This is a genomic window from Paraburkholderia madseniana (assembly GCF_009690905.1).
Taxonomy (GTDB): domain Bacteria; phylum Pseudomonadota; class Gammaproteobacteria; order Burkholderiales; family Burkholderiaceae; genus Paraburkholderia; species Paraburkholderia madseniana.
Genome location: NZ_VOSW01000011.1, coordinates 59,341 through 83,892, shown reverse-complemented (window position 1 = coordinate 83,892; position 24,552 = coordinate 59,341). Strand labels below are relative to the sequence as shown.

Genomic DNA, 24,552 nt, shown 5'->3' with positions numbered 1-24,552 from the left:
GTGCCTGAATCGGCCGGGCGAGGCAAAGAGTGAACCAACGCTATTCGCCACCATATTTCCCCGCGAGTGCTGTGCTTCTTTGTTTGTGTATTTTGCACTCGTCGCCGAATCGCGGTCTATAAGGGGCCGTCGAGGAAGTCCGCTGCGGCGAACGCTGGCACTTGAAGCGCTGCCTTCGCGAGCCGCACTCGCATCCACATGATGCCCGCACCGTTCGCGGCAGTGGCGCCACGCGGCAATGACTCGCCAATGATTTCGCGGGCGTTGCCGATTATTTCGCGGATCAGGGTCGACTCACGAGTACTGAGTTTCGCCGTCTGGAACTGGGACAGGTCCGACATGGCGTCAGCCAGACGCTTGACCGCAACCGTATCGTGACCGGTCAACGGCCAGCAGTGCAAAAGATAGGCGAGCGGTACCAGTTTTCTTTCTTCACACCAAAGCTCGAATAGACGTATGCACAGCTCGTCGATGCGTTCGACTGTATTCTCGCGCGGCAAAAAGTAGTCGGTCATAACGGGGATCCGGCGATGGTATGTAATGAACCACTTTAAACGCCGCGCTTGAGTGTTGCCGTCAGGTAGTCCGGACTATGGACTGGTGGTTTCCTGATTTTTGGGTCAGGAAATCCTTAACGTCTATCGTCCCGCGCATCAATTCCGTTTCTTGCCGTCGAACGGATCGAGCCAGAGTTCCTTGCGATCGAGAGGCACCCATGACGGGAGCAAGGGATTCTTCAAATCGATCAGCACGCGGCGCTCGAGGTGCAGATCGGCGATGTCTTGCGCGAAGTGTTCGCGGAATAACGCCTCGAAACTCCCGTCCTTCAGCATGGCTTCAAGGCCGTCCCGAATCCGCTTCGCCAGCAGCGGCTCGGTTTGGCTGACATAGAAGAACTGCGCGTACGGGTAGCGGATCAGGAGGTGAGAGTCGATCCTCATATTCGGGTAGCTCGGCTGAAAGGCCTTGATTTCACGCGTGATCTCGACCACGCCGCGCGGGAACATATCGAAGCGGTGGTCAGCCAGCATCGGAAAAAGCAGGTCGTAGCGGCTTGCGGTGACGAGTGGAACGCCGGCCGCGCGGTAGATGGGGACGTCGCCCCAACCCTGACCCTGGCCAATGCTGAGTGTGCGAAGACCCTGGAGGTCGTGGATGCTGTCGAGCTTCGCCTGCTCGCCCTGATTGATCAGCGCCACGCGATAGCCGAGCAGGCCACGGTCGATGGGGATCGGCACCGGAATCGCCGCGGCGTCGAGTTCCGGGTGTCCGGGCTCGCTCGCGAGGACATTGATGAGGCGGCCGGATATCACCTCGTCGACCTCGCGCTGGGCCGACATCGGTGAAAAATAGGCGTCGATGACGTATGGGCCGTAGGCCGCTACGGTGTGGTTCAGCGCGGTGATAAGAAAGGCCCAGCGGCCCTCTCTCACCACGTCACCGGATAGGCGAAGAATTCGCACATGAGTCAGGGCGGCGGTCGACGGGCCGGACGCGCCGGCGCTGCCGAACGCCGGGCTCAATAGGGCGCAGGCAATGAGGGAGAGCACCACTGATAGTTTGAAGCGTCCGCGGGATCTGAACGGGCGGATTCCATCAAGGTGATCGAGGGCGAACATGAGTAGCCTGAACCGGAAACGACGGGTAAGCCGCAGTATGGGTTCGAGGGGCCGCTTTGGCCAAAATCAATAAAGAATTGGACCATGGATCGCAATGAGGTGACGAAAGAGATCATCGCCGCAAAGTCGGGTGGTACAGGTCGTATTGATCTGCTTGCCGGGCGCTCAGCAGAACCTGCCACTCTGGCGCTATGCTAGCGGCTTCGGCTACTTCGAGGAGCAACTGATGCAACGGACAGCAGGATCAATGATCACGTTTAACCGCCCTGACGGCAAAGACGTCCAGGGTTATCTGGCCAAGCCACAGAAACTGGAGGGCGCGCCTGCCATCGTCGTGATTCAGGAATGGTGGGGCTTGAACGATCAGATTCGCGGCGTGGCGGACCGGCTCGCGCAGGCCGGCTATCTGGCGTTGGTGCCCGATCTCTTTCGCGGGAAGTCGACGGTTGAAGAGGCGGAGGCGAACCATTTGCTGAGCGCACTCGACTTCGGCGATGCCGCGACGCAGGACGTGCGGGGCGCCGTCCAGTATTTGAAGCAGCACTCGGCGAACGTCGGCGTGACCGGCTATTGCATGGGCGGCGCGCTTACTTTGCTTGCGCTATGTAATATCCCTGAGGTATCGGCCGGGGTGGTGTGGTACGGCTGCCCCCCGCTCGAGTACATCGACGCATCGAAAATCAAGGTTCCGGTTCTCGGTCACTGGGCGACGCAAGACGAATTCTTCCCGGCTGAAACGGTCGATGCATTGGAGTCCAAGCTCAGTGCGGCCAACGTCGACGTCGAGTTCCATCGCTATCTTGCGTACCACGCGTTCGCGAACGAAACGGCAGTCGGGCCGGGCCGCATCTCCAGGACCCAGTTTGATCCGGTCTGGGCGCAGCAGGCCTGGGACCGCACGCTGACCTTCTTCGGCCGCACGCTCTGGAAGTAAGCGGCAAGCACGGACCCACATTGAAAGGTGGACGCAAGCCGCGACCTGATCCCGTCAGCCAGCAGCGAGTCCGGTCGGCGTTCTTTATGCCGACCGGCCTTCGCGGCCGGACACCTCATGAAGCATTCCATTGCAATATTAGTGAAGGATGAGGCTGGCGGCGTGCCAATCTGTTTACCTATACTCCTCTCACTCTGTATGTAAGGCAGCCCAATCGCCGCAATACCAACAAGCGCCAAGAAGAGCCAACAAGACGGAGCCTCACATGCCTGTAGCGATGCGGAACGCGGCCCTCGTGCTGCTGACATGTTTGACGTTGGGCGGCAGTGCTTATGTGCAAGCCAGTTCCGGTTGCGACGAGGGATGCAAGGCCCGGGGCCAGCTACTCGAACAGCGCGTCACGCTTCGGCTCAGCGCCGCAGCGTTTTCGAAAGTGCTTGCATCGAACGCATCCGGTCAGCAACTCGCGCAGATCGCCGGCAGACCCGCCTGCGGGGTGGAGATCGTGACCTTCCGCTACCGCACCATCGGCGGCGCGGGCGAGCCCACCACCGCCAGTGGCGCATTGATGATTCCGGGCGGACGGTCGGCGGCATGTAGCGGGCCGCGTCCGCTGATGCTCTACGCACACGGCACGACCGCGTACCGCAACTACAACATCGCCGATATCACCCAAACCGATCCCGGCAACGGCGACGGCGCCGGGGAGGGCATCAGCGTGGCCGCCATGTACGCGGCCCAGGGTTATATCGTGGTGGCGACTAACTATGCGGGCTATGCCGGCTCCGACCTCACATACCACCCCTATCTGAATGCCGACCAGCAATCCGCCGATGTGGTCGATTCGCTGCGGGCAGCGCGGGCCGTACTGAGTGGAATGAAGCCGGAGAGAAAGACGCGCGAGAACGGCAAGCTTTTCGTCACCGGCTATTCGCAAGGCGGCTTCGTGGCTCTCGCGACGCATCGTGCTTTGCAGGCGGCCGGTGTCAAGGTCACGGCATCCGCACCAGGATCGGGTCCGTATGCGCTTGCCGCCACTGCGGACGCGCTCATCGAAGGCGAGGTGAACCTGGGGTCGACGCTGTTCACGACTTTGGTCGTGACGGGCTACCAGCATGCCTACGAGAACATCTACCGCAAGCCCGGCGACTTCTATGAAGCGGCCTATGCCCCGGGTATCGAGAATCTCCTGCCGAGCCTGCAGCCGCTCGATACGCTGTTTTCGAAAGGGAAACTGCCCTCGACGCAACTCTTCAGCAGCGTTCCGCCCGCGCCGCAATATGCTTCGATGACGCCGCCAACTTCGCCGCCCCTCGCACCGCCCTCGCTGACGCCGGTGTTTGCTGCCGGATTCGGCAACGCCAATCTCGTGCGCAACGCCTATCGCCTGAGTCTTCTGGACGATGCTGCGGCCAATCCCGATGGCGCGTTTCCCAACAGCACGGTGGCCTTGACGCCGGCCGCGAATCCCATGCATCCGCTGCGCCAGGCGTTCAAGCGCAATGACTTGCGCAACTGGCTGCCGCGCGCGCCGGTTCTGCTGTGCGGCGGCGGCTCGGATCCCACCGTGTTTTTCTTCAACGCACGCATCGAGCAGGCCTACTGGCAGAACGCCAAAGTACCGGCAGGGCTCACGTCCGTGCTGGACGTGGACTCTCCGATCTCCGGGCCCAACGATCCGTACGCGCCCATCAAGCAGGGTTTCGCGAGTGCGAAGGCGACGCTCGCGAATCAGGCCGTAGCGGGCGGTGCGACTGACGGTGGCGCCTCGGCTGTGCTCCAGGCCTATCACGGTGAACTGGTCGCGTCGTTCTGCATGGTCGCCGCCCGGGCCTTCTTCACGAACTTTTGAGCGCTGCTGCCTGCGGCTATCATGTGCAGACAACAAGACTGCACGGGGGAATGCTTTGACGACCGATTCCGTGGCCGGGGACGCGGCGCCCTCGGCGTGCATTCACAGCCACTTTGATACGCACCGCGAAGCGCCGCGCGAGCAACTGCCCGCGTGGCGGGACCGTCTGGGCCACTTTCTCGACGTGCCGATCTCGCGCTGGCAACTGGCCGATGGTTTCAGCGGCACGATTGACAGCTACAAGGCCGCCGATCTGACGTTCATGGATTGCCGTACAGACCCGGTATCGCAGGCGCGATCCGTCGCGCGGATTTCAACCGATTCGGTCCGCCAGTTCGTTTTTCACGTGGCCGTCGAGGGCAGCATCGAGACCGGAACGGGTCTGTATCCGAAGCGCAAGGCGCTGCAAACGAGGCCGGGCATTCTCGCGCTGGATATGAACCAGCCGATGCATATGGTGCGTAGCGCGTGCCGTGTGCAGGCTTTTTTTCTGCCGCGTGCGCTGGTGGAATCCGTCCTGCCGGAAGCGGAGTCGATTCATGGCAGCGCGATCGAATACCACTCGCCGCTCGCGCGCATGATTCCGGGCCATCTCGCCGACCTTACCCAGAACCTGCACAAGATGAATGGACACGAAGCGTATCGCGCGATGCGCACCTGCGCGTTGTTGATTGCGGCGGCCTTCGGCGAGGAGGCGCGTCTAACCGGCAACGCGCGCGCGGCCGCTCGCACCGCCATGTTCGCGACGGCGCGCCGCTACATCGAAGCCAATCTGGGGCAGGCGGATCTCACGCCGGAGAGCGTGCTCGCCGCGTCGCAACTTTCCCGGCCCACGTTGTATCGTCTCTTCGAACCCGAAGGTGGATTGGCTGCCTATATTCGCAACCGGCGGCTGCGTGAGGCGGCCGATGAACTGCATCGCTACCCGGGGAAGGCGATCGTCGAGATCGCCTATGGCGTGGGCTTTAATAGCGCGTCGGATTTCAATCGCGCGTTTCGTCGTGCGTACGAGATGTCGCCGAGTGATTTTCGGGCGCTGACCCGGTAGACGCGGTTTCACAACGCCCTATGAGGACAACCAGCCGCGCTCGATCGGCCACGCCAGCAGCTTGCGGTACACCGTGACAAGGCTGCCTGTCACCGTGGCGCCACCCAGCCGCCACAGCGGCGCGATCAGCAGGAACGCCACGCACGCCACGGCGACGGCGCCAACCATGTCAAGCGGGAAGTGGACGCCGACAAACACGCGCGCCCAAGCCACTGCAAGTCCGGACAGCAGGATCGCCATGCCGTAGCGCCTCACGCCGCCCAGCAACAAGGTCAGCGCGATGGTGGCGAAAAGGGTCCCGTGGTCGCTGGGGAACGACGAGTCGGGCGCGTGCTCCAGGAACGTATGGCCGATTCCGATCACGAATGGCCGAGGGTGCGGCCAAACCAGACCGATAATCTGATTGAGCCCGAGGGCGAGCATGGCTACACAAAATGCGCGCACGGCGACTTCACGCTGACGCGCATCGCCGAAGAGCCATATCGCGATCAGCGACAGCGGCACGAGATAAATGACGTAATCGGCAATCATTCGCGCCATGTCGATTTGCCAGGCGGGTGTCGATGGCGTGGCGTTGATCATCAGAAAGAGCGCCTGATTGAACGCTTCGAGTGTATTCATGCGGTGAGGTTTTTGAGGGACGTGTGATGAATCGCGCCCCCGATCTTAGCGGGCCAGGCTTAGGGGAAGCTTAGGCGCGGGCGGAAACGATTGACAGAATCGTCCGGCGCCGGGCCGTGTAATCTGTCGATGCATGTCGGCAAACATGCCGCCGGCATAGGCAAACATCAAACGAAGCCAGGTGGCGGCCACTGCGGTAGCCGCTATGCTTCAGGCGCAGTGAGCGAGGCGATCGTGATGAACCTGGACCAGCACCGTGATTTTATCGTACGCACCATGTCGGCCGACGAAGTAGCGCTGTCGGTCGAATGGGCTGCGGTGGAGGGATGGAACCCCGGCCTGCACGATGCCGAATGCTTTCGCGCCGGGGACCCTAACGGTTTTTTCATCGGAGCGTGGCGCGGCGAACCGGTTGCCTGCATTTCCGCGGTCGCTTACGGCGAGCACTTCGGCTTTATCGGCCTGTATATCGTGAAGCCGGCGTTTCGCGGCAGAGGCTTCGGCATGCGCGTCTGGCAGCACGGCATGGATTATCTGGGTAACCGCAATGTTGGGTTAGACGGCGTCGTCGCTCAGCAGGCGAATTACAGAAAGTCCGGCTTTCGGCTTGCGTATCGCAACATTCGCTTTCAGGGTGTCGTTCAGGCATCCGTCCAGAACCCGACGGGTTCGAACATTTTGAATGCGTCGGCGCTGCCGTTCGAACGGCTGCTTGACTACGATCGCCAGTGCTTTCCCGCCGCGCGCGAGCGTTTTCTCGCGACATGGCTGGGCCAACCGGACGCCACGGCGCTGGCCGCAGTTCGTGACGGTCAGGTTGCAGGCTACGGCGTACTGCGTCGTTGCAGAACGGGATGCAAGATCGGTCCGTTCTTCGCCGATAGCGACGAGATCGCGAGCGATCTGTTCGATGCGTTGGCGGCGCGCATGCCGGGCGAGGTCATCGTCCTCGATGTGCCGGAGACCAATGCCGCTGCCGTCGCGCTGGCCGAGCGGCATGGCATGACAAGCGTCTTTGAAACCGCGCGGATGTATACGCAGAACCCGCCCGCTCTTCAAATCGAACAGGTATTTGGCGTGACGTCATTCGAACTCGGGTGATCGGAGCGCACGTCGGCGCCTTTGCGTGCGTTGCCGTCTGGGGTGCGTCTTATGAACCGCAGACGGCAAGTCCATCGTTTGATACGAACGTATACGCTACTTCCATTTTGAGCCGAGATTCTCCAGTCCTGCTTTCATCAGGTCCTGCGGCAACATGACGACGCGGAACTCGCAGTCGGCGTTGAACTTCAGAAAAAATGGTTCTGCGAGTGCGGGAATTCCCGATGGATCGTCGAGGTTCACGATGAGTACCGCGCCACGTGTTCCGTTCTGCTCGGTGAAGTAGGCGGCTTCCGGTTTTATGTCTTCAAGTATTCGTCCTATCACTTCGCCGGCGGTGCCATCGCGCACTAGCGTGTTGAACGGTTCGTGCGGAATACGTACGTTGAGTAGCATGCGCATGTCATCCTCCTGGTTGATGCCCAAAGGGCATCTTAAGGATAGGAGCTTTATGCGCTGCGAGCGCCAGGGTTAGCACTGCCGAGTGCCGCTGCTGTCATTCCGTTTCGCTGTCGTCGGTGTCGGCATTGGCGCTCGCTGCTTCATGAACCATCGCGTTGGCCGCCAACGCGCTCGCCAGTTCCGGATGCGCTTCCTTGCGTTCACTGTAGCGATCGGTCAGGTAGTCCGAACGGTCGCGCACCAGCAACGTGAACTTGTACAACTCCTCCATCACGTCAACGACGCGATCGTAGTAGGCGGAGGGTTTCATCCGGCCGTCGGCGTCGAATTCCTGATACGCCTTCGGCACCGACGACTGATTGGGGATCGTCACCATCCGCATCCACCTGCCCAACACGCGTAACGCGTTGACGGCGTTGAACGATTGCGAACCGCCGCATACCTGCATCACCGCGAGCGTGCGTCCTTGCGTGGGGCGCACGCCACCGCTTTCGAGCGGCAGCCAGTCGATCTGATTCTTGAACACCGCCGTGAGCGTACCGTGACGCTCCGGGCTGCACCACACCTGTCCCTCCGACCATTCCGACAGTTTGCGTAGTTCGACGACCTTCGGATGATCGGCCGCTACGCTGTCCGTGACCGGCAGACCGTGCGGATCGAAGATGCGTGTTTCAGCGCCGAATTGGCGCAGGATGCGTTCGGCTTCGAGCGTGAGCAGTTTGCTGAACGAAGTGGGACGCAACGACCCGTACAGCAGCAGAATGCGTGGGGCGTGCTGCGAAACCGCGTGCGGTTCGAGTTTTTGCAGATCCGGCGCGTGGAAATGTGGGGCGCTGATGTTAGGCAGATTCCCGGGCATCAACGAACCCTCCGTCCTGCGCTGTCAATCACCTGCTCGCCGTCCTCTTTGATAAACGCCCCCTGCTGCGCTGCGGGCAGGATATCGAGAACGACCTCGGACGGTCTGCATAGACGCACGCCGAGCGGGGTGACCACAATTGGGCGATTGATGAGGATCAGATGCGCCAGCATCGCATCGAGCAATTGCTCATCGCTCAAGGACGCCTCCGCGAGGCCGAGTTCGGCATACGGCGTGCCTTTCTCGCGCAGCATGGCGCGCACGGTGAGCCCGGCGCGTTCGATCAGGTCCTTCAGCGTGGCCCGATCAGGCGGGTTCTTCAGATACTCGATGACCTCCGGCTCGATGCCGGCATTGCGAATCATTGCGAGCGTATTGCGCGAGGTGCCGCAATCCGGGTTGTGATAGATCGTAACGCTCATACACGTTGTCCTCGTTGTCCTCATTGTCCTTTAACGCTGTGTTTTGCCTCGTACCAGTGCTGCGAACGATTGACGACGCCGACCACCAACAGCATCACCGGCACTTCGATCAGCACGCCGACCACCGTGGCAAGCGCCGCGCCCGAATGAAATCCAAACAGGCTGATCGCCGTGGCCACCGCAAGCTCGAAGAAATTGCTTGCGCCGATCAGACTCGACGGACCTGCAACACAATGCGCGACGCCAAGCCGGCGATTGAGCAGATAGGCGAGGCCGGAATTAAAGAACACCTGAATCAGAATCGGCACCGCGAGCATCGCGATGACCAGTGGTTCCTTGACTATTGCCTGCCCCTGGAAGGCGAACAGCAATACGAGGGTTGCCAGTAACGCGCTGATCGAATAGGGCGCGAGATGCGCGACCGCCTGCTGGAAATACGCGTCGCCCTTGGCGAGCAGATGGCGGCGTAGAAATTGGGCGAGGATGACGGGGATGACGATGTACAAGCCGACCGAAACGATCAGCGTGTCCCATGGCACCGAAATCGCCGACAAACCTAGCAGGAGGGCAACGAGCGGCGCGAATGCCACGATCATGATGGCGTCGTTGAGCGCCACTTGCGATAGCGTGAAATACGGGTCGCCCTTGCAGAGTTGCGACCAGACGAACACCATCGCCGTGCAGGGCGCGGCGGCAAGCAGAATGAGACCGGCGATATAGCTGTCGAGTTGATTCGCAGGAAGCCATGGTGCGAACACATGCCGAATGAAAATCCAGCCGAGCAACGCCATCGAAAACGGTTTGACGAACCAGTTTACAAACAAGGTCACGCCGATGCCACGCCACTGGCTTTTCACCTGCGTCATCGCGGCAAAATCGATCTTGACCAGCATCGGAATGATCATCGCCCAGATCAGCACGCCAACTGGAAGATTGACCTGCGCAACTTCCATGCGGCCGATCGCCTGAAAGAGTTGCGGAAGCAGTTGCCCGACCAGGATGCCGCATACGATGCACAGCGCCACCCAGACGGTCAGGTAACGCTCGAAGAATCCGATCGCCGGCCGTGCGCCGCGCGCCACTGTGCTGGTGGTACTCATTTTTCGCAGCAGCCGGGGAGATCGCTCGCGGCGCATGGTGCGCCGGCGCAGCAGTTTTCGGTCAGGAAGCCGATCAGGCCTGTCATCGCGTCGAAATTCGCCGAATAGATGATGAAGCGCCCGTCCTGCCGGGGTGTCACCAACCCGGCATGTGACAGGTCTTTGAGGTGGAAGGAGAGGCTTGACGGGGAAAGTCCGAGCTGCTGCGCGATTTCACCGGCGGCCATGCCATCCGGCCCAGCGACGACCAGCAAACGGAAGATCGCCAGCCGCGATTCATGAGCGAGCGCGCCAAGGGCGCGTACAACAAGGTTCGAGTCCACGGCCGAACGATACGCTGATCGTTTTCACATTTCAAGTATTGTTGAAATGATATGACCGATGAGCGCATAGGCGAGCGAGGCTTGGTTGCATTAGGTGATGTGGCGCATCAGGCGGCGTTGAACGCCGCCTCGTGATGTCACGACCGTTCCATCTAATCCGCTCAGTTGCCGAACAACGAGTGCTGCGTCCCACGGCTCGGCGCCGGGCGTGCTGGTTTCACCGGCGCTTCCCGGACGACCGTTCCCGGAGTCGCGCTTGAAGCAGCAGCCGCTGTGGCAGTCGCAGCGGCATTCGAATCCGCAGCCGCTTCCAGCGAAGTCTGCCCGGCTTCGAGCGACAGAAGAAACATCTTGTTCGCCAGTCCGCCGGCAAAGCCGGTCAGATCGCCGGACGCGCCGATCACGCGATGACACGGCGCCACGATGGAGATCGGATTTCTGCCGTTCGCCGCGCCCACGGCTCGCACCGCGTTGATGTTCCCGATTTGCGTAGCGATGTCCGAATAGCTGCGCGTCTCGCCGAACGGGATCGTCAGGAGCGCCGCCCAAACTTTCTTCTGAAAGTCCGTTCCCTGGAAGTCGAGTTCGAGGTCGAACCGGTCTCTCGTCCCTGCGAAATATTCGTTCAATTGCCGCTCGGTTTCAATCAGGATCGGGCGCTCATCCGCCTCGATCATTTCCGGCAGGCGCACCCGGTTCGGCTTGTCGTTTTCCCACAGAATGGCGGCGAGCCGATTGCCGTTTGCCACGAGTTTCAGCTCGCCGACGGGCGAATTCATTAACTTGTATGCGTATGTCACTTTGCTGGGTTCCTGACTGGCTGGAGACTGAGATGGCTTCATGCGAGGCTGCGAACGCGCTCTGCCATGGCTCCGATACCTGACAGCTTAACCCTCGCCCTCGCAGAGGTCACGCCGGATCTTGCTATCCAATTCCGCGCGCGGCCCGCGACTCAGTAGAATTGATACCCTCGGCGCATCGCTCACTGGCAACTGGAACTCTTCTCTACGACTGTGACAACCACCCTCGAACAACTGCGAGCCGGACAACTGGCGGGTACTCGCCGACTCAAACTGGCGTGCGGGCTGAGCGAATTTCCACGCGAGATTTTCGATCTGGCCGATACGCTGGAAATTCTCGATCTATCGGGCAATGCACTCTCGAGGCTGCCCGATGATTTGTCACGGCTGCGCAAGCTGCGCATCATTTTTGCGTCTGACAACCCCTTCACCGAATTGCCGGAAGTCCTCGGGCAGTGTTCGCAACTGAGCATGGTCGGCTTCAAGGCGAACCGCATTCGCAAGGTGTCGGGTCAATCGCTGCCGCCGCTGCTGCGCTGGCTGGTTCTCACCGACAACGAGGTCGAGGCACTGCCTGCGGAAATCGGCGCCTGCACGCAACTTCAGAAGTTGATGCTTGCCGGTAACCGGTTGCGCACACTGCCCGAGGAATTGGCCGCCTGCTCGCGGCTCGAACTGCTGCGTCTCGCGGCGAATCAACTCAGCGGGCTGCCTGCGTGGCTGTTGCGTTTGCCACGGCTTTCCTGGCTGGCGTTCGCCGGCAATCCGTTCAGCGAAGCGCTGGAGACGGCGGCGCTTACCGATACGCCGATTGCCGATATTCGATGGGATGAGTTGAGACTCGAACAGCGGTTAGGCGAGGGCGCCTCCGGTGTCATTTATCGTGCCGCGCTTCTTGCTCGTCATGAACATGCGAAGAGGCCTGTGGCCGTCAAGTTGTTCAAGGGCGCCGTGACTAGCGATGGATTGCCGGACTGCGAGATGGCGGCCTGCATTGGTGCCGGCGATCATCCGAATCTGATTCCGGTGGTGGGCAAGGTGAAGGACCATCCGGCGGGCGCGCATGGCCTGGTGATGGAATTGATCGACCCGCAATTCACGAACCTTGCCGGACCGCCGAGCCTCGAGTCATGCACGCGCGACGTCTACGATGCCGACACGCGCTTCGAGTTGGCCTCGGTGTTACGCATTGCATACGGCATGGCGTCGGCAGCGTGTCATCTGCATCGGCAAGGTGTGATGCATGGTGATCTGTACGCACACAATATTCTGCACTGTGGGCAGGGCCGCGCATTGTTGGGCGATTTTGGCGCGGCGTCGTTCTATGCGACTGATGATCGAGACTTCCGCTCCGCGCTGCAGCGGCTGGAAGTCAGGGCGTATGGTTGTCTGCTCGAGGAGTTGATCGACCGATGCGACTGGGTCGACACGGAAGCGGATATTGCGGCGCGGCTGGTAGCGTTGAGAGAGAATTGCCTGAGCGAGGAGATCGGCAGCCGGCCGCTGTTCGACGAAATCGCTGCCGTTTTGCGGCAGCTAACGGGCGCAGACGATCGGGACGCGGCAGCGTTGGCGGCGGTTTGATCCTTCGTCTGTGTGGTCCAAGGAGAGAAAATCAATGACGCAGAGGATGCGCCGCCGCGTGCTGGTTGCCGGCACGCTTGCTGCGGCAGGCCTGACAGGTACGGCTCGTGTCGATGCCATGCAGGGCGGCAAACTGAAGCTCGCCCTCGTGTTGAAGTCGGTGACTGATCCGTTCACGGTAGCTATGGCGAACGCTGCGCAGAATTATCAGAAGCACTTCGCGCCGCAGTTCGGCTTGACCATTCGCGGCACGGCAACGGAGCACGACACTGCCGCGCAGATCCGGATGGTCGACGAATTGATTAGAGCGAAGATGAACGCGATCGTCATCGCGCCGACTGACTCGAAGGCGCTGACAGCGATCGTGGCGCGGGGGATCAAGGCCGGCATCATCATGGTCACGATCGATAACCCGCTCGATGATGCGTCGCAGGATGCCGCCCACATCTCCGTGCCGTTCGTCGGTCCGAACAATCGCAACGGCGCAAGGCAGGTGGGCGATTATCTTGCGGGGCGGCTCAAGGCGGGCGACCAGGTCGGGATCATCGAAGGCATTTCCGCCGACCGCAATGCGCAGCAACGCACGGCCGGCAGCAAGGACGCAATGAACGCGGCCGGCATGAAGATCGTCGCGATACAAGCAGGCGACTGGGACTATGGGAAAGGACGGGACGCTGCATCGAAGATGTTGGGTGACTATCCTCAGATCCGTGCGTTGATGTGCGGCAACGACAATATGGCGATGGGGGCGGTGGATGCCGTTCGCGATGCGGGGAGAACCGGCGGTGTCTATGTCACTGGGTATAACGGCAGCGACGCGCTCAAACCGCTGCTCGCCGACGGCCGCGTGCTCGCGACGATGAACCAGTTTGCCGATCGGCAAGCTGTGTTCGGCGTCGACGTGGCGTTGAAGGCGGTCACTGAACATAGGAAGCAGAGTGAATTGTCGCGGGTCATTGAAACGCCGCTGCAACTGGTGACTGGCGTGAATCACTGAGGTAAAGAACGCATTGCTCGCTGCGCGCACATAGCGCCGACCAGGATTGAAAAAGCAACAAAAGAGACGGCGACAGGAATCTCCCGCACCAGCGGGAAAACACGGTTTGCCAGCATGCATCGGGCATGGCACGATGGGAGGCCGTTCAGGTGGGAGCCTGTGCGAACATGCGTCGATCCGGACGCATCATTCCGTGTCAGGAAATCACCATTTATGCATCGCAGGCGCTTTGTACTGGCTGCGCTGGGTGCTGCAGGCGTCACAGTCGGCGCGCGCGCCGTGTCGGCAGAACCCTTCGATATCGTCTATCCGCGCATTCGTCCTGGCGGCGATGTGCATGCCGCATTTGCGCTCGCTGTCCTCGATCTGGCGATGAGAACGGCGAATGCCGCCTACACGGCGCGGCAGGCCGAAATCGTCATGGAACGTGGCCGTGCGCTAGCCGAGCTTGCGAACGGCCACAATACGATCAATCTGCACTGGACGAGCATGGAAGCGACGGCCGAACGCGGACTGAACGTGGTCCGGATTCCAATCCATCGCGGGTTGATTGGCTACCGAGTGTTCGTCATAAGAAAAGACCGGCAACGGGATTTCGACAAGGTCGAGCGCTTCTCTGATCTGAAGGCATTCACATGTGGTCAGGGGCTAGGGTGGATCGACGTCGATATCCTGAAAGCAACGGGTCTGGATGTTCAGACGTCGACTTACGAAACGATGTTCCAGATGGTCCAGAGCGGGCGCGTCGACTATTTTCCGCGAGGTGTTGTCGAAGCGTTCGCCGAACTCGAGGGTCGCCAGCACCGTGAGCCTGATCTGGTGGTCGAGAATCGTTTGATGCTGAAGTATCGGTCCGATTTTATTTTCTATGTCGCGACGGGCCACGAAGCCTTGGCGAAGACGATTGAGAAGGGACTCGTGCAGGCGTATCGCGATGGCACTTATTTGAAACTGTTCAACTCGCATCCCTACATTCAGGATGCCTTGGCGCGCACAAAACCCGCGTTCCGGAAGACCTTCCGGCTGGACAATCCCTACCTCTCAGAAGCGGACCGCAGAATTCCGCACGACTACTGGATGAGCTGACGCCGCCGCGGACTGTTGCTCCATTGCGCCTGCGCAACTCTCACGGGCACGGCGCCGATGCGTTGCTCACCCGGACCGGACTTTCCGTTGCCACGAATCGCACTTCACGGCGTTGACATCATCTCTTGCGACGTCGCTTTCCTCATCGATCCACCGGCGGGCCCATTCGAACGCGTACTGCTGCGCAGCCTCGAAGCTCGTGAAGCTCGGACCGATAAGCCCGGAACGGGCGACCCGCTGCGCGTCCCGCACGATCTCGGCCCATCCACGGAACCGGGCGTTCGCCACCCGATCGGCCGCAACGTATATGACGTAGCCACGCGGGTCGGATTCGCGCTTGCCTTGCGAGGCGAGGCCCATCCATGGCGAGGCAGGCCGGCGGATGGATTGAGGGGCGTTCATCGGGGTGCGGGATTCGACGCGATCAGGCACTACATGCGAAGAATCCTGGAGCTGCTGTGCGACTTGAGTGAACGTATCCACGGCATGGGGTGGCCGGCGTGCGCCGTGCGGTGTTTGCCAGGACGCCTGACTTGTCCAGAAGACCTTGCGAAGGCCCTCGTCCCTGGATTGACGGTCGATGGAGCGCGGCTGGATATGCTGCGGTTCCAGCAGGCCATCCGGACCGCAACGGAAGGTGCGACCGAGGCTTGAAAGAAGTCTGTGCATTCCCGCAAGGGCGCCGTTCGTACGCCACTTTTCGAACCGTGACCGGCACGTCGGCACCGACGGATAGATGTTCGGTAATCTCGACCAGGGTTCGCCGGTCACCAGTACCCACAGCACGGCATTCGCCACGAGACGAACTTGCGCGCGAGGCCGGCCGCGCTGCCCATGAACGATGGCGTCATCCGACAGAACGGGCGCCAGCAGAAGCCACTCTTCGTCACTGATTTCATTGAACTGCACGCAGTTTCCCCCATACCAGTTGCGTTACGCGGGTTCGATATCCCCGTTCACGCTACCCGCTGTTCATCGCCCACGTTGTCATGGCCGACAGAACAAGCAGGTCTTCGACGCAATCCGATAACTCGCAGAGTTCCTGAAATGACGCGGCGTTGGTGTCATGCAGATGGTGTCGTCGGAGATCGCGTAGCGCGTTGCCGAGGCGCCGGATGGCCTCGGGATCGCTGTTCGTCAGTGGCCAGCCTTTTAACAGATACGTCAGCGGCACGACGCTTCTGCTTTCGCACCACAGATCGAACAGGTGGATGCACTTCGCGTTGATATGCTCAACCGCGTTTTCTCGCTCAGACAAATACGGAACCATGGCCACACTCGGGAACAGGACGATTGATGTGTCTTCATCCTATGTGGACAGTTATCGCGGCGCTGTCAGGACATCAAGAAAGATAGGCCGGTCGATGCTGAACTTCGTGTCAGGAAATCCTTATGCGCTGCTTGTGTTTTCTCTGTTGATTCGGCTCAACGGTAGTCTGAACTGACCCACTATGCGATCGGATGCCGCCTCGCCGCCGAATAACGGAAGCTGAATTGATCAGCGCAGCGGTTGGATTAGGGGAATCCTGACATGCGAATCAGCCTTTCCTTAATGAACTATCCGGCGCTCCCGACGGAACCTCCGCTTCAGGCACCTTACGATGACTTCACTTGCATCATGGAGTGCAGACATCGTGGCTGAAAAATCGTTGCGTGGGCTGGTTGGAAAGCTGCTTGGTACGGAATGCCGCCAGTCGGTCCGCGTGCTGTCGATACACCGCTCACGATCTGGCCGGACTCGTCGTGTGTGCCTCGAAGTGCAACGGCCGGGTGGTTCGCTCGCGCTGTTTTTCTTTCGTCACAGCGATGGGATCTGGCATGTGTTTCCGCCCGGAGACGCTCGTCCTTCGATGAGCGCCGCCGTGTTGCCGCAGAACGGCGAGGCAATGGCGAAGGAGGCAGCGCATGGCTGAAGATCTGTCGAATGAATTTTCGCCGGACGAAGCAGGTCTGCGTGCATGGATGTTGGCATGGTACGACCATGCCGTTTCGGTCGGTTTCCTCCACCCGCCGTTCACCCTGAACGACGGGATGGCTGAACGGCTTGAGGGCTATTTCAGAGTGGGACTCACGCCGGCCGAAGGTGCGGAAGCATTTTTCGGCGTCGCGCACTGACTTCGGCACTTCAATATTCCGCAAGGCACGCCGACCTGATCCGCGACTTCTTCGCTCAGCTTAGTGACGAGCATAGCCTGGATAATTCGCACGTTATTGCGGCAACCGGCGTGGCGGGCTCAGGGCGGGTAGGGAGCAGAGACGAAGCGTGCATGCTGTGCCGGGAATCAAGGCGTTACTTGCATGCCGCAGTCGAGGTTAAACGCCCCTGTTCAGGTCCCCATTCTTTGCCGCTTGATTGGCTCGCCGTGGCCGTGCGGTCCCCACAGCTCACGATAAAGCTCTGATGATTCTCGTGTTCGCAGGGCGCCGCCACATAGGGATAGTCCTAATCCCTCAATACTTTACGTTGGGTAAGTTTTGCACTAGTATAAACTGTACAAACGGAAAACATAGTGACCATCATCGAAATTCGATGAATCGAAAAAGACCAGGGTCGATTGTTGGCGAAAGTCCGATCTTCGAACCTTGGCCTGCTGTACGTGAGCTCGGCGTAGTGTTCCCGGCAAATTTCGCGTACCAGGGGGAAGGGGACTATCTGTCGGTATGGAGGCAAGCCAAATGAGCCCAATGACATTGAATTCCGCACCGGAGCGTGTGAGATTCGCGCAGCAATCGCTTCGTTCTGTGGTGGAGAAATGGCTTAGGCCAACGCCGGCCGCACCTGCCCGAGTGAGCGACTTCAGTCGAATGGCAATCGGCGGCACGCGCTTCGTGCGCGTCGAGGTGTCGCGACAGGAGCGACGGGTTTCCTTCTTGTTCTTCAGGCACATCGACGGTACGTGGAATGTTTTTCCGCCAGCTACACCGCATCCGGTGACGAAATTCTATTGAATGATGCCTGTGCCGGCCAAACGCCTGGACGGCCGTCATTTGAGTGTGTCAGCGACGAAAGTGTCCGTCAATGCAGCCCCGTGCCTACCTGGGGAATGCTCATGGTGCGCGGTAGTAATTTTCAGGAACATAGACCATGTTTGCGGACCTGAGCGAAGAATTCATTGATTGGCCACGCGCTATTGCGCACCGCTTCCGCGGTATTGTCTTCGCGGCAATTGTGGTCTTCGGGTCGCTAGCGGGACTGTGTTATGGCGCTGATTCGCAGGTTTGGCAAACGCCCACCCACACTTTCGACGCGCCCCGAGAGGGCACGCCCACAGCAGAGGAAATCGCAACTGTTGTGAGCGCCCGCTTTCATATTGGGTTGCCCGAGGCATTGGAAATCGGTCACGCGGTGCTGAACGCAGCCAGGCGCCACACAATCTCGCCGTTCTTATTACTTGCAGTGATCGCAGTCGAATCCAGTTCGACCGATTCGCGATAAGTGTGGTTGGCGCCACGGGACTCATGCAAGTGCTTCCATCTCAGCACAGAGACCGCGTCCTTCGCACGTCCGATCTGACTGACGCGCGCACGAATGTCCAAATCGGGTCAGAAATTCTTCAGAACTACATAAAAGCGGCGGATGGAAATCTCGAGAACGCGTTATATCGCTATAGCGGGGGCGCCAGGGGTTATGCGCGACGCGTAGTGAATCACATGAGCACAATGAAAGCGGATCTCGGTTTGTAGTCGCGGCTTGGTTTGGGATCGGCTGATGGCGTTCAAGAAGTAAGAGTGAAAGACCATGAGCATCTGAAAAAACCATGAGCTTCGTACCCTTGCTCTTCTGCAAGTTTTTCTCGTCGTGCCATGCCAGGCAAGCTAATACGGCACACGAGAAGTTAGCACGTGGCGTTTATGAAACCACTTCTGGCGTAGCACGGTGGCTTGTGGCTCAAGAGCCGAAGAAAATATCGCAGAAGCTGACAGGTCCGACGCAGGTCGACGGATTCGAGGGATGCATATCCTGTTTTTTGTGGCCGGAATCGCTCGTGCCTTTCATTTCGGCGCCCATGCCGCTGTCGCTTTTTTGCTGCTGGGGTGTGGCGGCTTGCTGTTCAGCGTCCTGGCCGGCTACTTTCGCCTCCGCAGCCTGGATATCGGCGGGATAAGTCGCGTCATCGCTGGCCGACGGATTGTATCCGGCCTGTTCGAGCCTGATGAGGTCGGCGCGTACCTGCGCTCTGGTGAGCGGGACGGATGCTGACTGCGCAAAAGTCGATGTGGAGATGACGACCGCACTGAGCGTCAGTGCCAGCAGGGTGAGCTTTTTCATGATTGTGACTCCTTCCAACAAAGACCCCGGTTTGCCGGGGAACTAGTGAAGCACGTTGACGTGTGGCTCAAGAGCCGGAATAAATAGCGCAGAAGCTGACAGGTCCAACGCAGGCTGACGGATCTGAAGGAGGCGTCCCCCGTTTGATGCGGCCGGCATCGCTTGTGCCTGACGTTGCAACACCCATCCCACTGTCGCTGTTTTGCTGCTTGAGCCGCGCGACCTGCTGTTCAAAGATCGGCGCAACGTCTGGGTACGACGTATCACTCACGAAATTCAGGCCGTTTCGTTCCGCTTCAATCAACTCCTGCCGTACCTGCGCCCGGGTCTTTTCTTGAGCCTGCGCGTTGATCGCAACGCCCGCCGCGGCGGCAAAGATCAGGGAGAATATAATGGTTCGCTTATTCACTTTGGACTCCAATATAAATGACAGGAAGTTGCTGGTTCTGCATCATGAAGCGCGCGGAAAACTCAACCGGGTTCCGTCGGACCACATGCATCGCAACCGACCGGAGCCCGGTGATCCAGAACGTTGGACACCGCGTTCCCCTTTTCTCTGTTCGCTTCAATGTGAGGGGATGGAACGCCGCAGTCTTCATCAGGCGTGCTCACACTACGGTATACAGGGAGCGGGCGCCGTTTATTCCCAAAGTTACCAGGGGTGCAGGAAAAAAATGATGCATTGGCGACCGCGTCGCCCAGCAAGCCTACGTTGACGAAAATCTCGAAGGATGCCGGGAGAGGGCGCCTCCCGCGAAGTTTCTGTAGATCAAATTCCCATGCGTCCAGCAACGCCGTCGCGGTCGATGAACTTGTGTTTCAACGCGGCGGCGATATGCGCAATCATCAAGAGCGCAAGCGTCGGCACTAACCCGCGGTGCAGCGTGTCAGTCAGCAAACGCAAAGGTTCGTCCCGGCCGATGAAGACCGGCATATCCACCAAACCAAAAAAACTTACCGGATGTGCGCCCGCCAGTCGGTGCACGTAACCGGCAAGCGGCACCAGGAACAGCAGTACGTACAGCGTTCCGTGCAACACGCTCGCGGAATACGCTTGCCACCTCGGAATGCTGGGCGAAAGTACGCGCGATCTATTCCCGGTCGATTGCCAACAGGCCAGTCCTTCGGGAATAACCTCACTCGAGTTGCGGTATGGACAAGACACCCTCCCGATGGTTCGGGACTGGTGAGCCACCGTTCGGGAGAAGGACATGAGACGTATCTATTTGCTATTACCGAATGTGCATAGTGCACAGATGATCATCAACGAACTTCTGTTATCGCGGGTCGAGTGGCGACATGTCCACGTGATCGCCAATCACAATGTGCCGCTCGAGGATTTGCCAGAAGCAACCCTGGCGCAACGCAGCGATCTGTTGCCCGCCCTCGCGAGAGGGGCGGCGATGGGCGGCCTCACGGGGACGCTGGCCGGACTTGTCGCACTGGCGTTCCCGCCGGCCGGCCTGACGATTGCAGGCGGCGCGGTCGTGGCGATCACGCTCTGTGGCGCCGGCTTTGGTGCATGGACGGCGACGATGATTGGTGTCGATGTACCGAATACGCGGCTCAAGCGCTTTGAACAGGCTATAGAAAAAGGCGAACTGCTGATGATGGTCGACGTCGCAAAAGATCGCGTCGAAGAAATCGAGGAGGTGATCAAGCTGCGTCACGCCGAGGCCGACATCCAGGGAACGGACCCGACGATCCCGGCGTTTCCGTGACGCCGCGTAATGTCATCTGGTTCCATCGCAATGACGTGGTCCGCCGTGATGTGCGGACCAATATGAACGACAGAAAGCTCGTTGTCGTGCGGGGCGGCGCGGCGAGGTGGTGCCCTCGCCCCGAACGCTGCGTTTTACGTTGCACAACCATCGCCCGCGGCAACACCTGACTACCGTGCATCACGTCGCGTACGCGACATCAACGATGTACACGGAATACTGGCGACCGCCTGCACCTCAAGGCGCCGGCTTCGCCTGCCCATTCTGGCCTGCGCTCATCACCGCGTTTCGTTCCGCTCGATGTTTGGCGGCAACCTTTTCTTGCGCTGCCTGAAGATCTGCGGGATATGAACCGTCGTCGCCCTGGGACGGGTTGTACCCTGCCGCCTCCAGTTCGTAGAGTTCTTGCATGACTTCTGCGCGCGTGACTCTATGTGTCGGCGGCTCAGGCATGGTTTGCGCAAACACCCCAGCCGAAGTCGACATCAGAATCGCGCCTGCGACCGCCAGGTTGCGCAACGACTGGTCGAATAACCGAATTTGTGAGATTGATTTCATGACGATACTCCTGGTGTTTCAAGGTGCTGGTTCGCAGGATAGAGAGGGCGGGCCGAGAATCAGATGAATGTCAGTGACTCAGCGTTGGCTCGAGCTAACAAGATTGATCTATTCATTTCAGATTCCTTAGTATCTGGTGAATATTGCGAGATGTGCATTTGAGTTAACCACAGTTGGTCGACGGATATTCCCGGGTTTGTGAAAAAGAACGCGGGCACCCTGCAACACGCCAAATAATTTCGAGCTAGATGGGAATAAACGTGCGACGGCCCTGGTAAACGCCTTCATCCGGCCTCGTCGTCAAGCCGGATGGAGCCACGCGCGAAGGACCAGAACGTCGGGCGACGTCGAGCAGGTCGCGCATGGTTGAAACACGGACATCCGTGGTGCGGATGCGCCATTTTCTTGCGGCTTAATTGCAGGCTATCTGGGGATCACTCAATGAAGAAGCAACTTCTGGCATTAGCAACTTTGTGCCCGCTGGCAGGTGTCGTCCATGCGCAAAGCAGCGTGACGTTGTACGGCCTGATCGATGAAGGATTCGAGGCCGTCAGCAATGTACCGGTGGCTGGCAAGACCGGCGGCGGTACCAAATACGCGCTCGATGCCATCAACGGACTGAACGGCACACGATGGGGTCTGCGAGGCACCGAGGATCTGGGCGGTGGCCTTGCCGCGATATTTACGCTTGAGAATGGTTTCGACCTCAATACCGGCAAGCTCGGGCAGGGCGGTGCGGAGTTCGGCCGCCAGGCTTTCGTCGGCTTGAGCAGCAGCCGGTTCGGCACGCTCACGCTCGGCCGTCAGTACGACAGCGTGGTGGACTATCTGGGCAACTTCGAATTCGGCGATTCGAATGTTGGTACAGCGCACTCGGCTCACCCAGGCGATCTGGATAACTTCAATAACAGCCGTCGAACCAACAACGCGATCAAGTTCAGGAGCATCGATTACTCAGGGTTGACGTTCGGCGGCATATACAGCCTGGGAGGCGTGGCGGGGTCGTTTACGACGGACCAGGTCTATTCGCTCGGGGTGGGCTACAAGCAGGGGCCGCTGGCCATGGGCGTGGCTTACCTGAACGTGAAGAACCCGGCGGCTTCGCTGTTCGGCAGCAACCCGGCCGATACGGCAACATCCAATGGACTGACGGGCACGCCGGTGTTTAGCGGCTACGCTACGGCGCAGTCGTATCAGGTTATCGGCTGGGGCGGTTCCTATGCGCTCGGAGCTGCTGTGTTCGGCGCAACCTATTCGAACATCCGGTTCGGTGATATCGCGGCGCTTGCGCGCAGCACGGCGGTGTTCAACGATGCCGAAGCTAGCTTCCAGTATCACGTGACGCCCGCTTTCCTCGCGGGTATTTCTTATAACTACACGCGTGGTAGCGAGGTGACGGGCAAGGTCGGCGGCGTGAACTACAACCAGTTCGCCATCGGTGCGAATTACACGTTGTCGCCGCGCACCGACGTTTATGCAGCGGTCGTCTATCAGACGGTCAACGGCCGGGATTCGACGGGAGCGCCCGCCGTCGCAAACGTGAACGGCGTATCGCCGTCGACTAATCAGCATCAGGCGGTGGGCCGGTTGGGGATCCGTACGCGGTTCTGATCGTCACACGTCGGCGCGTGACGTAACTGTCGCGCTATCCATACCCGATCCATGCCTTGATCAAGATTGACGATACGTCTATGAAAAACTCCTTCCTGAACGGCTCCACTGCACGCGGCGCCGTCGCCGCGTTGAGTCTCGCGATCGCGCAACTGGTGAACGCCCATGCCTATCCAAAACGTCAGGTGCCGCCGCCTGGGGCTAGCATGTCTGTTTCGCCCAGGGAGGTGTCGATCGATTTCGATGACGGACTCGAAGCGGCATTTAGCGCGATCACGGTGACGGATGCACAGCGGAGGTCCGTCTCGCTTGGTAAGTCGATGGTCGATTCGTCGAACCCTAAACACATGGCGGTGCTGCTGAACCCGCTAACGCCCGGTGTGTATACGGTCACATGGGTTGCGGTCGCTGCCGACGGGCATCGCACGGAAGCCGAATACACCTTCACGTTCAAATAGCGGCGATCTTGCCTGGCGTTGTGTTTGCATTAGAAGTTCAGTGATTCTTTCTGCAATCTTCGGCGCTCACGTCCGTTGCGCGGCTTGTTCAACGTAGCCTTAAAGGAATTCCCTGCTGATATCGACGCTCGATCGTTGGCCGATGTGGTGGTAGTTCTCCTCGAGCCATGCCCCGGCCTCGGTCCGTCCCTGGTCACGCAAAGAGCAGAGGAAGTTCCAGTCGGCGTTGTACTTGCTCGACACACCGAGTGCGGCCATTGTCTGGTCGGACCGAATCGAGTGGATCAACATTTCCTTCATCCCGCCGGGCTCAATTCTTCGTTGCTGGATCAACTTGGTTACAAAAGCGATTGCGCGCATCTCTCGCATCAGTGACGAATTGAAGCTCACTTCGTTCATGCGGTTGAGGATGTCGGCCGGCGTGGTTGGTACACCGGGGCGCACTATCGGATTGATGTGGACAATCACTACATCGTGCGTTCCGCAGTTATAGATCAGAGGGAAAATTGCCGGGTTACCGACATAGCCTCCGTCCCAGTAGTGTTCTCCGTCGATTTCTACTGCCTGAAACAGTGTCGGGAGACAGGCCGAAGCAAGCACAGCCTCTATGCACAGTTCCTCGCCGGAAAAGATTCGTATTTTTCCGGTCTCAACGTTAGTTGCGCATAGATATAGGTGTATCGGGCAATGTCTGCGCAACGCGGCGAAATCGACGTGTTGGTTCAGTATGTCGCGCAGCGGATTCATGTTGTGGGGATTGAACTGGTACGGTGACAGGATGCGAAGAACGATGTCCGCCATGAGGTACATGGACGAGTGGTCCAGTCCGAGCGTGTGAGCTCCTTTTAACCACGGTATCTTGCCGAAGGGGTCGTAGCTCTCCGCCGATTGTGCAACGGCGCGCCAGAAGTCGTGCAGCGCCTGGCGCGCGTTTTCGGAATCACCCGTTAGTAGACCGTGGGCCAGGACGGCGGCATTCATCGCACCTGCACTGGTGGCGCTGACGCCTTCAATTGAAAGCCGGCCGTCCTCCAGCAGGCGGTCAAGCACGCCCCAGGTGAACGCTCCGTGCATTCCGCCGCCTTGAAGTGCGAGTGTGATCGTCTTCTGCGCGATCGGCCGCTTCCTGTTCGTCGTCGCCATCGGAAACCTCCTCAATGCCGGGTCCAGCCACGCCCCCGACTAG

The 24,552-nt window shown here is 59.7% G+C and carries 31 protein-coding genes; 15 read left to right on the top strand and 16 right to left on the bottom strand.

From position 1 onward, the window contains the following. Window positions 1–116: 116 nt before the first annotated feature. Window positions 117–515 carry a hypothetical protein gene (locus FSO04_RS08190; protein WP_154559188.1) on the bottom strand — a complete coding sequence of 133 codons (399 nt, stop codon included), beginning with the start codon at window positions 513–515 and terminating at the stop codon, window positions 117–119. 138 nt (window positions 516–653) lie between these two features. Continuing rightward, a complete protein-coding gene (locus FSO04_RS08185) occupies window positions 654–1,619 on the bottom strand; it encodes an amino acid ABC transporter substrate-binding protein (protein ID WP_154559187.1) in 966 nt (321 codons plus the stop codon). Window positions 1,620–1,845: 226 nt separating this feature from the next. Between FSO04_RS08185 and FSO04_RS08180 the strand changes: the two genes are divergently transcribed. The 3 genes from FSO04_RS08180 (at window position 1,846) to FSO04_RS08170 (ending at window position 5,453) form a co-directional block, all read left to right on the top strand. After that, window positions 1,846–2,553, top strand: a complete 708-nt coding sequence (locus tag FSO04_RS08180; RefSeq protein WP_154559186.1) for a dienelactone hydrolase family protein — start codon at window positions 1,846–1,848, stop codon at window positions 2,551–2,553. Between the two features lie 265 nt (window positions 2,554–2,818). Further along, window positions 2,819–4,405 (top strand): alpha/beta hydrolase family protein, encoded by a 1,587-nt coding sequence (locus FSO04_RS08175; RefSeq protein ID WP_154559185.1) that lies wholly within the window; start codon window positions 2,819–2,821, stop codon window positions 4,403–4,405. A 55-nt stretch (window positions 4,406–4,460) separates the two neighbouring features. Further along, complete coding sequence (locus FSO04_RS08170) at window positions 4,461–5,453, top strand: helix-turn-helix domain-containing protein (protein ID WP_154559184.1); 993 nt, start codon at window positions 4,461–4,463, stop codon at window positions 5,451–5,453. An 18-nt stretch (window positions 5,454–5,471) separates the two neighbouring features. On the opposite strand, the gene FSO04_RS08165 is transcribed toward FSO04_RS08170, so the two are convergent. Then, window positions 5,472–6,074, bottom strand: a complete 603-nt coding sequence (locus tag FSO04_RS08165; RefSeq protein WP_154559183.1) for a phosphatase PAP2 family protein — start codon at window positions 6,072–6,074, stop codon at window positions 5,472–5,474. 237 nt (window positions 6,075–6,311) lie between these two features. On the opposite strand from FSO04_RS08165, the gene FSO04_RS08160 reads away from it, so the two are divergent. Continuing rightward, the gene (locus FSO04_RS08160) at window positions 6,312–7,175 is read left to right on the top strand and encodes a GNAT family N-acetyltransferase (protein WP_414693403.1); all 864 of its coding nucleotides are present in this window, start codon (window positions 6,312–6,314) and stop codon (window positions 7,173–7,175) included. Window positions 7,176–7,271: 96 nt separating this feature from the next. Here the strand turns inward: FSO04_RS08160 and FSO04_RS08155 are convergent, their stop codons facing one another. The 6 genes from FSO04_RS08155 to FSO04_RS08130 form a co-directional block, all read right to left on the bottom strand. Further along, entirely contained in the window at window positions 7,272–7,577 is a 306-nt protein-coding gene (locus tag FSO04_RS08155; protein ID WP_154559182.1) for a panthothenate synthetase, read from the bottom strand. A 94-nt stretch (window positions 7,578–7,671) separates the two neighbouring features. Continuing rightward, complete coding sequence (gene arsH / locus FSO04_RS08150) at window positions 7,672–8,436, bottom strand: arsenical resistance protein ArsH (protein WP_154559181.1); 765 nt, start codon at window positions 8,434–8,436, stop codon at window positions 7,672–7,674. Then, window positions 8,436–8,858 (bottom strand): arsenate reductase (glutaredoxin), encoded by a 423-nt coding sequence (arsC, locus tag FSO04_RS08145; protein ID WP_154559180.1) that lies wholly within the window; start codon window positions 8,856–8,858, stop codon window positions 8,436–8,438. Before arsC ends, arsH begins: the two co-directional genes overlap by 1 nt. A gap of 20 nt (window positions 8,859–8,878) precedes the next feature. After that, on the bottom strand, window positions 8,879–9,958 hold the full coding sequence (gene arsB, locus FSO04_RS08140; RefSeq protein WP_154559179.1) for an ACR3 family arsenite efflux transporter: 1,080 nt from the start codon (window positions 9,956–9,958) through the stop codon (window positions 8,879–8,881). Then, window positions 9,955–10,281, bottom strand: a complete 327-nt coding sequence (locus tag FSO04_RS08135) for an ArsR/SmtB family transcription factor (protein ID WP_168435605.1) — start codon at window positions 10,279–10,281, stop codon at window positions 9,955–9,957. Before FSO04_RS08135 ends, arsB begins: the two co-directional genes overlap by 4 nt. 161 nt (window positions 10,282–10,442) lie before the next feature. Further along, a complete protein-coding gene (locus FSO04_RS08130) occupies window positions 10,443–11,081 on the bottom strand; it encodes a methylated-DNA--[protein]-cysteine S-methyltransferase (protein ID WP_168435604.1) in 639 nt (212 codons plus the stop codon). Between the two features lie 213 nt (window positions 11,082–11,294). On the opposite strand from FSO04_RS08130, the gene FSO04_RS08125 reads away from it, so the two are divergent. From FSO04_RS08125 to FSO04_RS08115, 3 genes are all read left to right on the top strand, one after another. Further along, window positions 11,295–12,665, top strand: coding sequence for a leucine-rich repeat-containing protein kinase family protein (locus FSO04_RS08125; protein WP_168435603.1), 1,371 nt, complete (start codon window positions 11,295–11,297; stop codon window positions 12,663–12,665). Between the two features lie 34 nt (window positions 12,666–12,699). Further along, window positions 12,700–13,662, top strand: coding sequence for a substrate-binding domain-containing protein (locus FSO04_RS08120; RefSeq protein WP_154559176.1), 963 nt, complete (start codon window positions 12,700–12,702; stop codon window positions 13,660–13,662). Window positions 13,663–13,875: 213 nt separating this feature from the next. Further along, window positions 13,876–14,748, top strand: a complete 873-nt coding sequence (locus FSO04_RS08115; protein ID WP_154559175.1) for a substrate-binding periplasmic protein — start codon at window positions 13,876–13,878, stop codon at window positions 14,746–14,748. A gap of 66 nt (window positions 14,749–14,814) precedes the next feature. Here FSO04_RS08115 and FSO04_RS08110 read toward each other — a convergent pair whose 3' ends face one another. Both FSO04_RS08110 and FSO04_RS08105 read right to left on the bottom strand, forming a co-directional pair. Further along, window positions 14,815–15,657: a transposase gene (locus FSO04_RS08110; protein ID WP_233464770.1), complete on the bottom strand. Its 843-nt coding sequence runs from the start codon at window positions 15,655–15,657 to the stop codon at window positions 14,815–14,817. 52 nt (window positions 15,658–15,709) lie between these two features. Continuing rightward, window positions 15,710–16,018 carry a hypothetical protein gene (locus tag FSO04_RS08105; protein WP_154559174.1) on the bottom strand — a complete coding sequence of 103 codons (309 nt, stop codon included), beginning with the start codon at window positions 16,016–16,018 and terminating at the stop codon, window positions 15,710–15,712. A 331-nt stretch (window positions 16,019–16,349) separates the two neighbouring features. Here FSO04_RS08105 and FSO04_RS08100 point away from each other — a divergent pair, with 331 nt between their 5' ends. The 5 genes from FSO04_RS08100 (at window position 16,350) to FSO04_RS48710 (ending at window position 18,432) form a co-directional block, all read left to right on the top strand. Continuing rightward, a complete protein-coding gene (locus tag FSO04_RS08100; protein WP_154559173.1) occupies window positions 16,350–16,661 on the top strand; it encodes a hypothetical protein in 312 nt (103 codons plus the stop codon). Continuing rightward, window positions 16,654–16,863, top strand: coding sequence for a hypothetical protein (locus FSO04_RS08095; protein ID WP_154559172.1), 210 nt, complete (start codon window positions 16,654–16,656; stop codon window positions 16,861–16,863). Before FSO04_RS08100 ends, FSO04_RS08095 begins: the two co-directional genes overlap by 8 nt. 561 nt (window positions 16,864–17,424) lie before the next feature. Beyond that, window positions 17,425–17,697: a hypothetical protein gene (locus tag FSO04_RS08090; RefSeq protein WP_414693397.1), complete on the top strand. Its 273-nt coding sequence runs from the start codon at window positions 17,425–17,427 to the stop codon at window positions 17,695–17,697. Window positions 17,698–17,833: 136 nt separating this feature from the next. Next, window positions 17,834–18,184, top strand: coding sequence for a lysozyme family protein (locus tag FSO04_RS08085; protein WP_154559171.1), 351 nt, complete (start codon window positions 17,834–17,836; stop codon window positions 18,182–18,184). Window positions 18,185–18,207: 23 nt separating this feature from the next. Beyond that, the gene (locus tag FSO04_RS48710; protein ID WP_154559170.1) at window positions 18,208–18,432 is read left to right on the top strand and encodes a transglycosylase SLT domain-containing protein; all 225 of its coding nucleotides are present in this window, start codon (window positions 18,208–18,210) and stop codon (window positions 18,430–18,432) included. 205 nt (window positions 18,433–18,637) lie between these two features. On the opposite strand, the gene FSO04_RS08075 is transcribed toward FSO04_RS48710, so the two are convergent. The 3 genes from FSO04_RS08075 to FSO04_RS48260 all read right to left on the bottom strand — a co-directional run bounded on the left by FSO04_RS08075 (window position 18,638) and on the right by FSO04_RS48260 (window position 20,231). Next, window positions 18,638–19,018, bottom strand: a complete 381-nt coding sequence (locus FSO04_RS08075) for a DUF4148 domain-containing protein (protein ID WP_154559169.1) — start codon at window positions 19,016–19,018, stop codon at window positions 18,638–18,640. A 67-nt stretch (window positions 19,019–19,085) separates the two neighbouring features. After that, complete coding sequence (locus tag FSO04_RS08070) at window positions 19,086–19,427, bottom strand: DUF4148 domain-containing protein (RefSeq protein ID WP_168435602.1); 342 nt, start codon at window positions 19,425–19,427, stop codon at window positions 19,086–19,088. A 360-nt stretch (window positions 19,428–19,787) separates the two neighbouring features. Continuing rightward, window positions 19,788–20,231, bottom strand: a complete 444-nt coding sequence (locus FSO04_RS48260; protein WP_154559167.1) for a cytochrome b — start codon at window positions 20,229–20,231, stop codon at window positions 19,788–19,790. Between FSO04_RS48260 and FSO04_RS08060 the strand changes: the two genes are divergently transcribed. Then, complete coding sequence (locus tag FSO04_RS08060; protein WP_154559166.1) at window positions 20,230–20,739, top strand: DUF1269 domain-containing protein; 510 nt, start codon at window positions 20,230–20,232, stop codon at window positions 20,737–20,739. The genes FSO04_RS48260 and FSO04_RS08060 overlap by 2 nt on opposite strands. A 237-nt stretch (window positions 20,740–20,976) precedes the next feature. Here FSO04_RS08060 and FSO04_RS08055 read toward each other — a convergent pair whose 3' ends face one another. After that, window positions 20,977–21,297 carry a DUF4148 domain-containing protein gene (locus FSO04_RS08055; RefSeq protein WP_154559165.1) on the bottom strand — a complete coding sequence of 107 codons (321 nt, stop codon included), beginning with the start codon at window positions 21,295–21,297 and terminating at the stop codon, window positions 20,977–20,979. Window positions 21,298–21,738: 441 nt separating this feature from the next. Between FSO04_RS08055 and FSO04_RS08050 the strand changes: the two genes are divergently transcribed. Continuing rightward, window positions 21,739–22,908 carry a porin gene (locus FSO04_RS08050; protein ID WP_154559164.1) on the top strand — a complete coding sequence of 390 codons (1,170 nt, stop codon included), beginning with the start codon at window positions 21,739–21,741 and terminating at the stop codon, window positions 22,906–22,908. Window positions 22,909–22,988: 80 nt separating this feature from the next. Next, window positions 22,989–23,366, top strand: a complete 378-nt coding sequence (locus tag FSO04_RS08045; protein ID WP_154559163.1) for a copper resistance CopC family protein — start codon at window positions 22,989–22,991, stop codon at window positions 23,364–23,366. Between the two features lie 99 nt (window positions 23,367–23,465). Here the strand turns inward: FSO04_RS08045 and FSO04_RS08040 are convergent, their stop codons facing one another. Then, complete coding sequence (locus tag FSO04_RS08040) at window positions 23,466–24,509, bottom strand: patatin-like phospholipase family protein (RefSeq protein ID WP_154559162.1); 1,044 nt, start codon at window positions 24,507–24,509, stop codon at window positions 23,466–23,468. Between the last annotated feature and the right edge of the window lie 43 nt (window positions 24,510–24,552).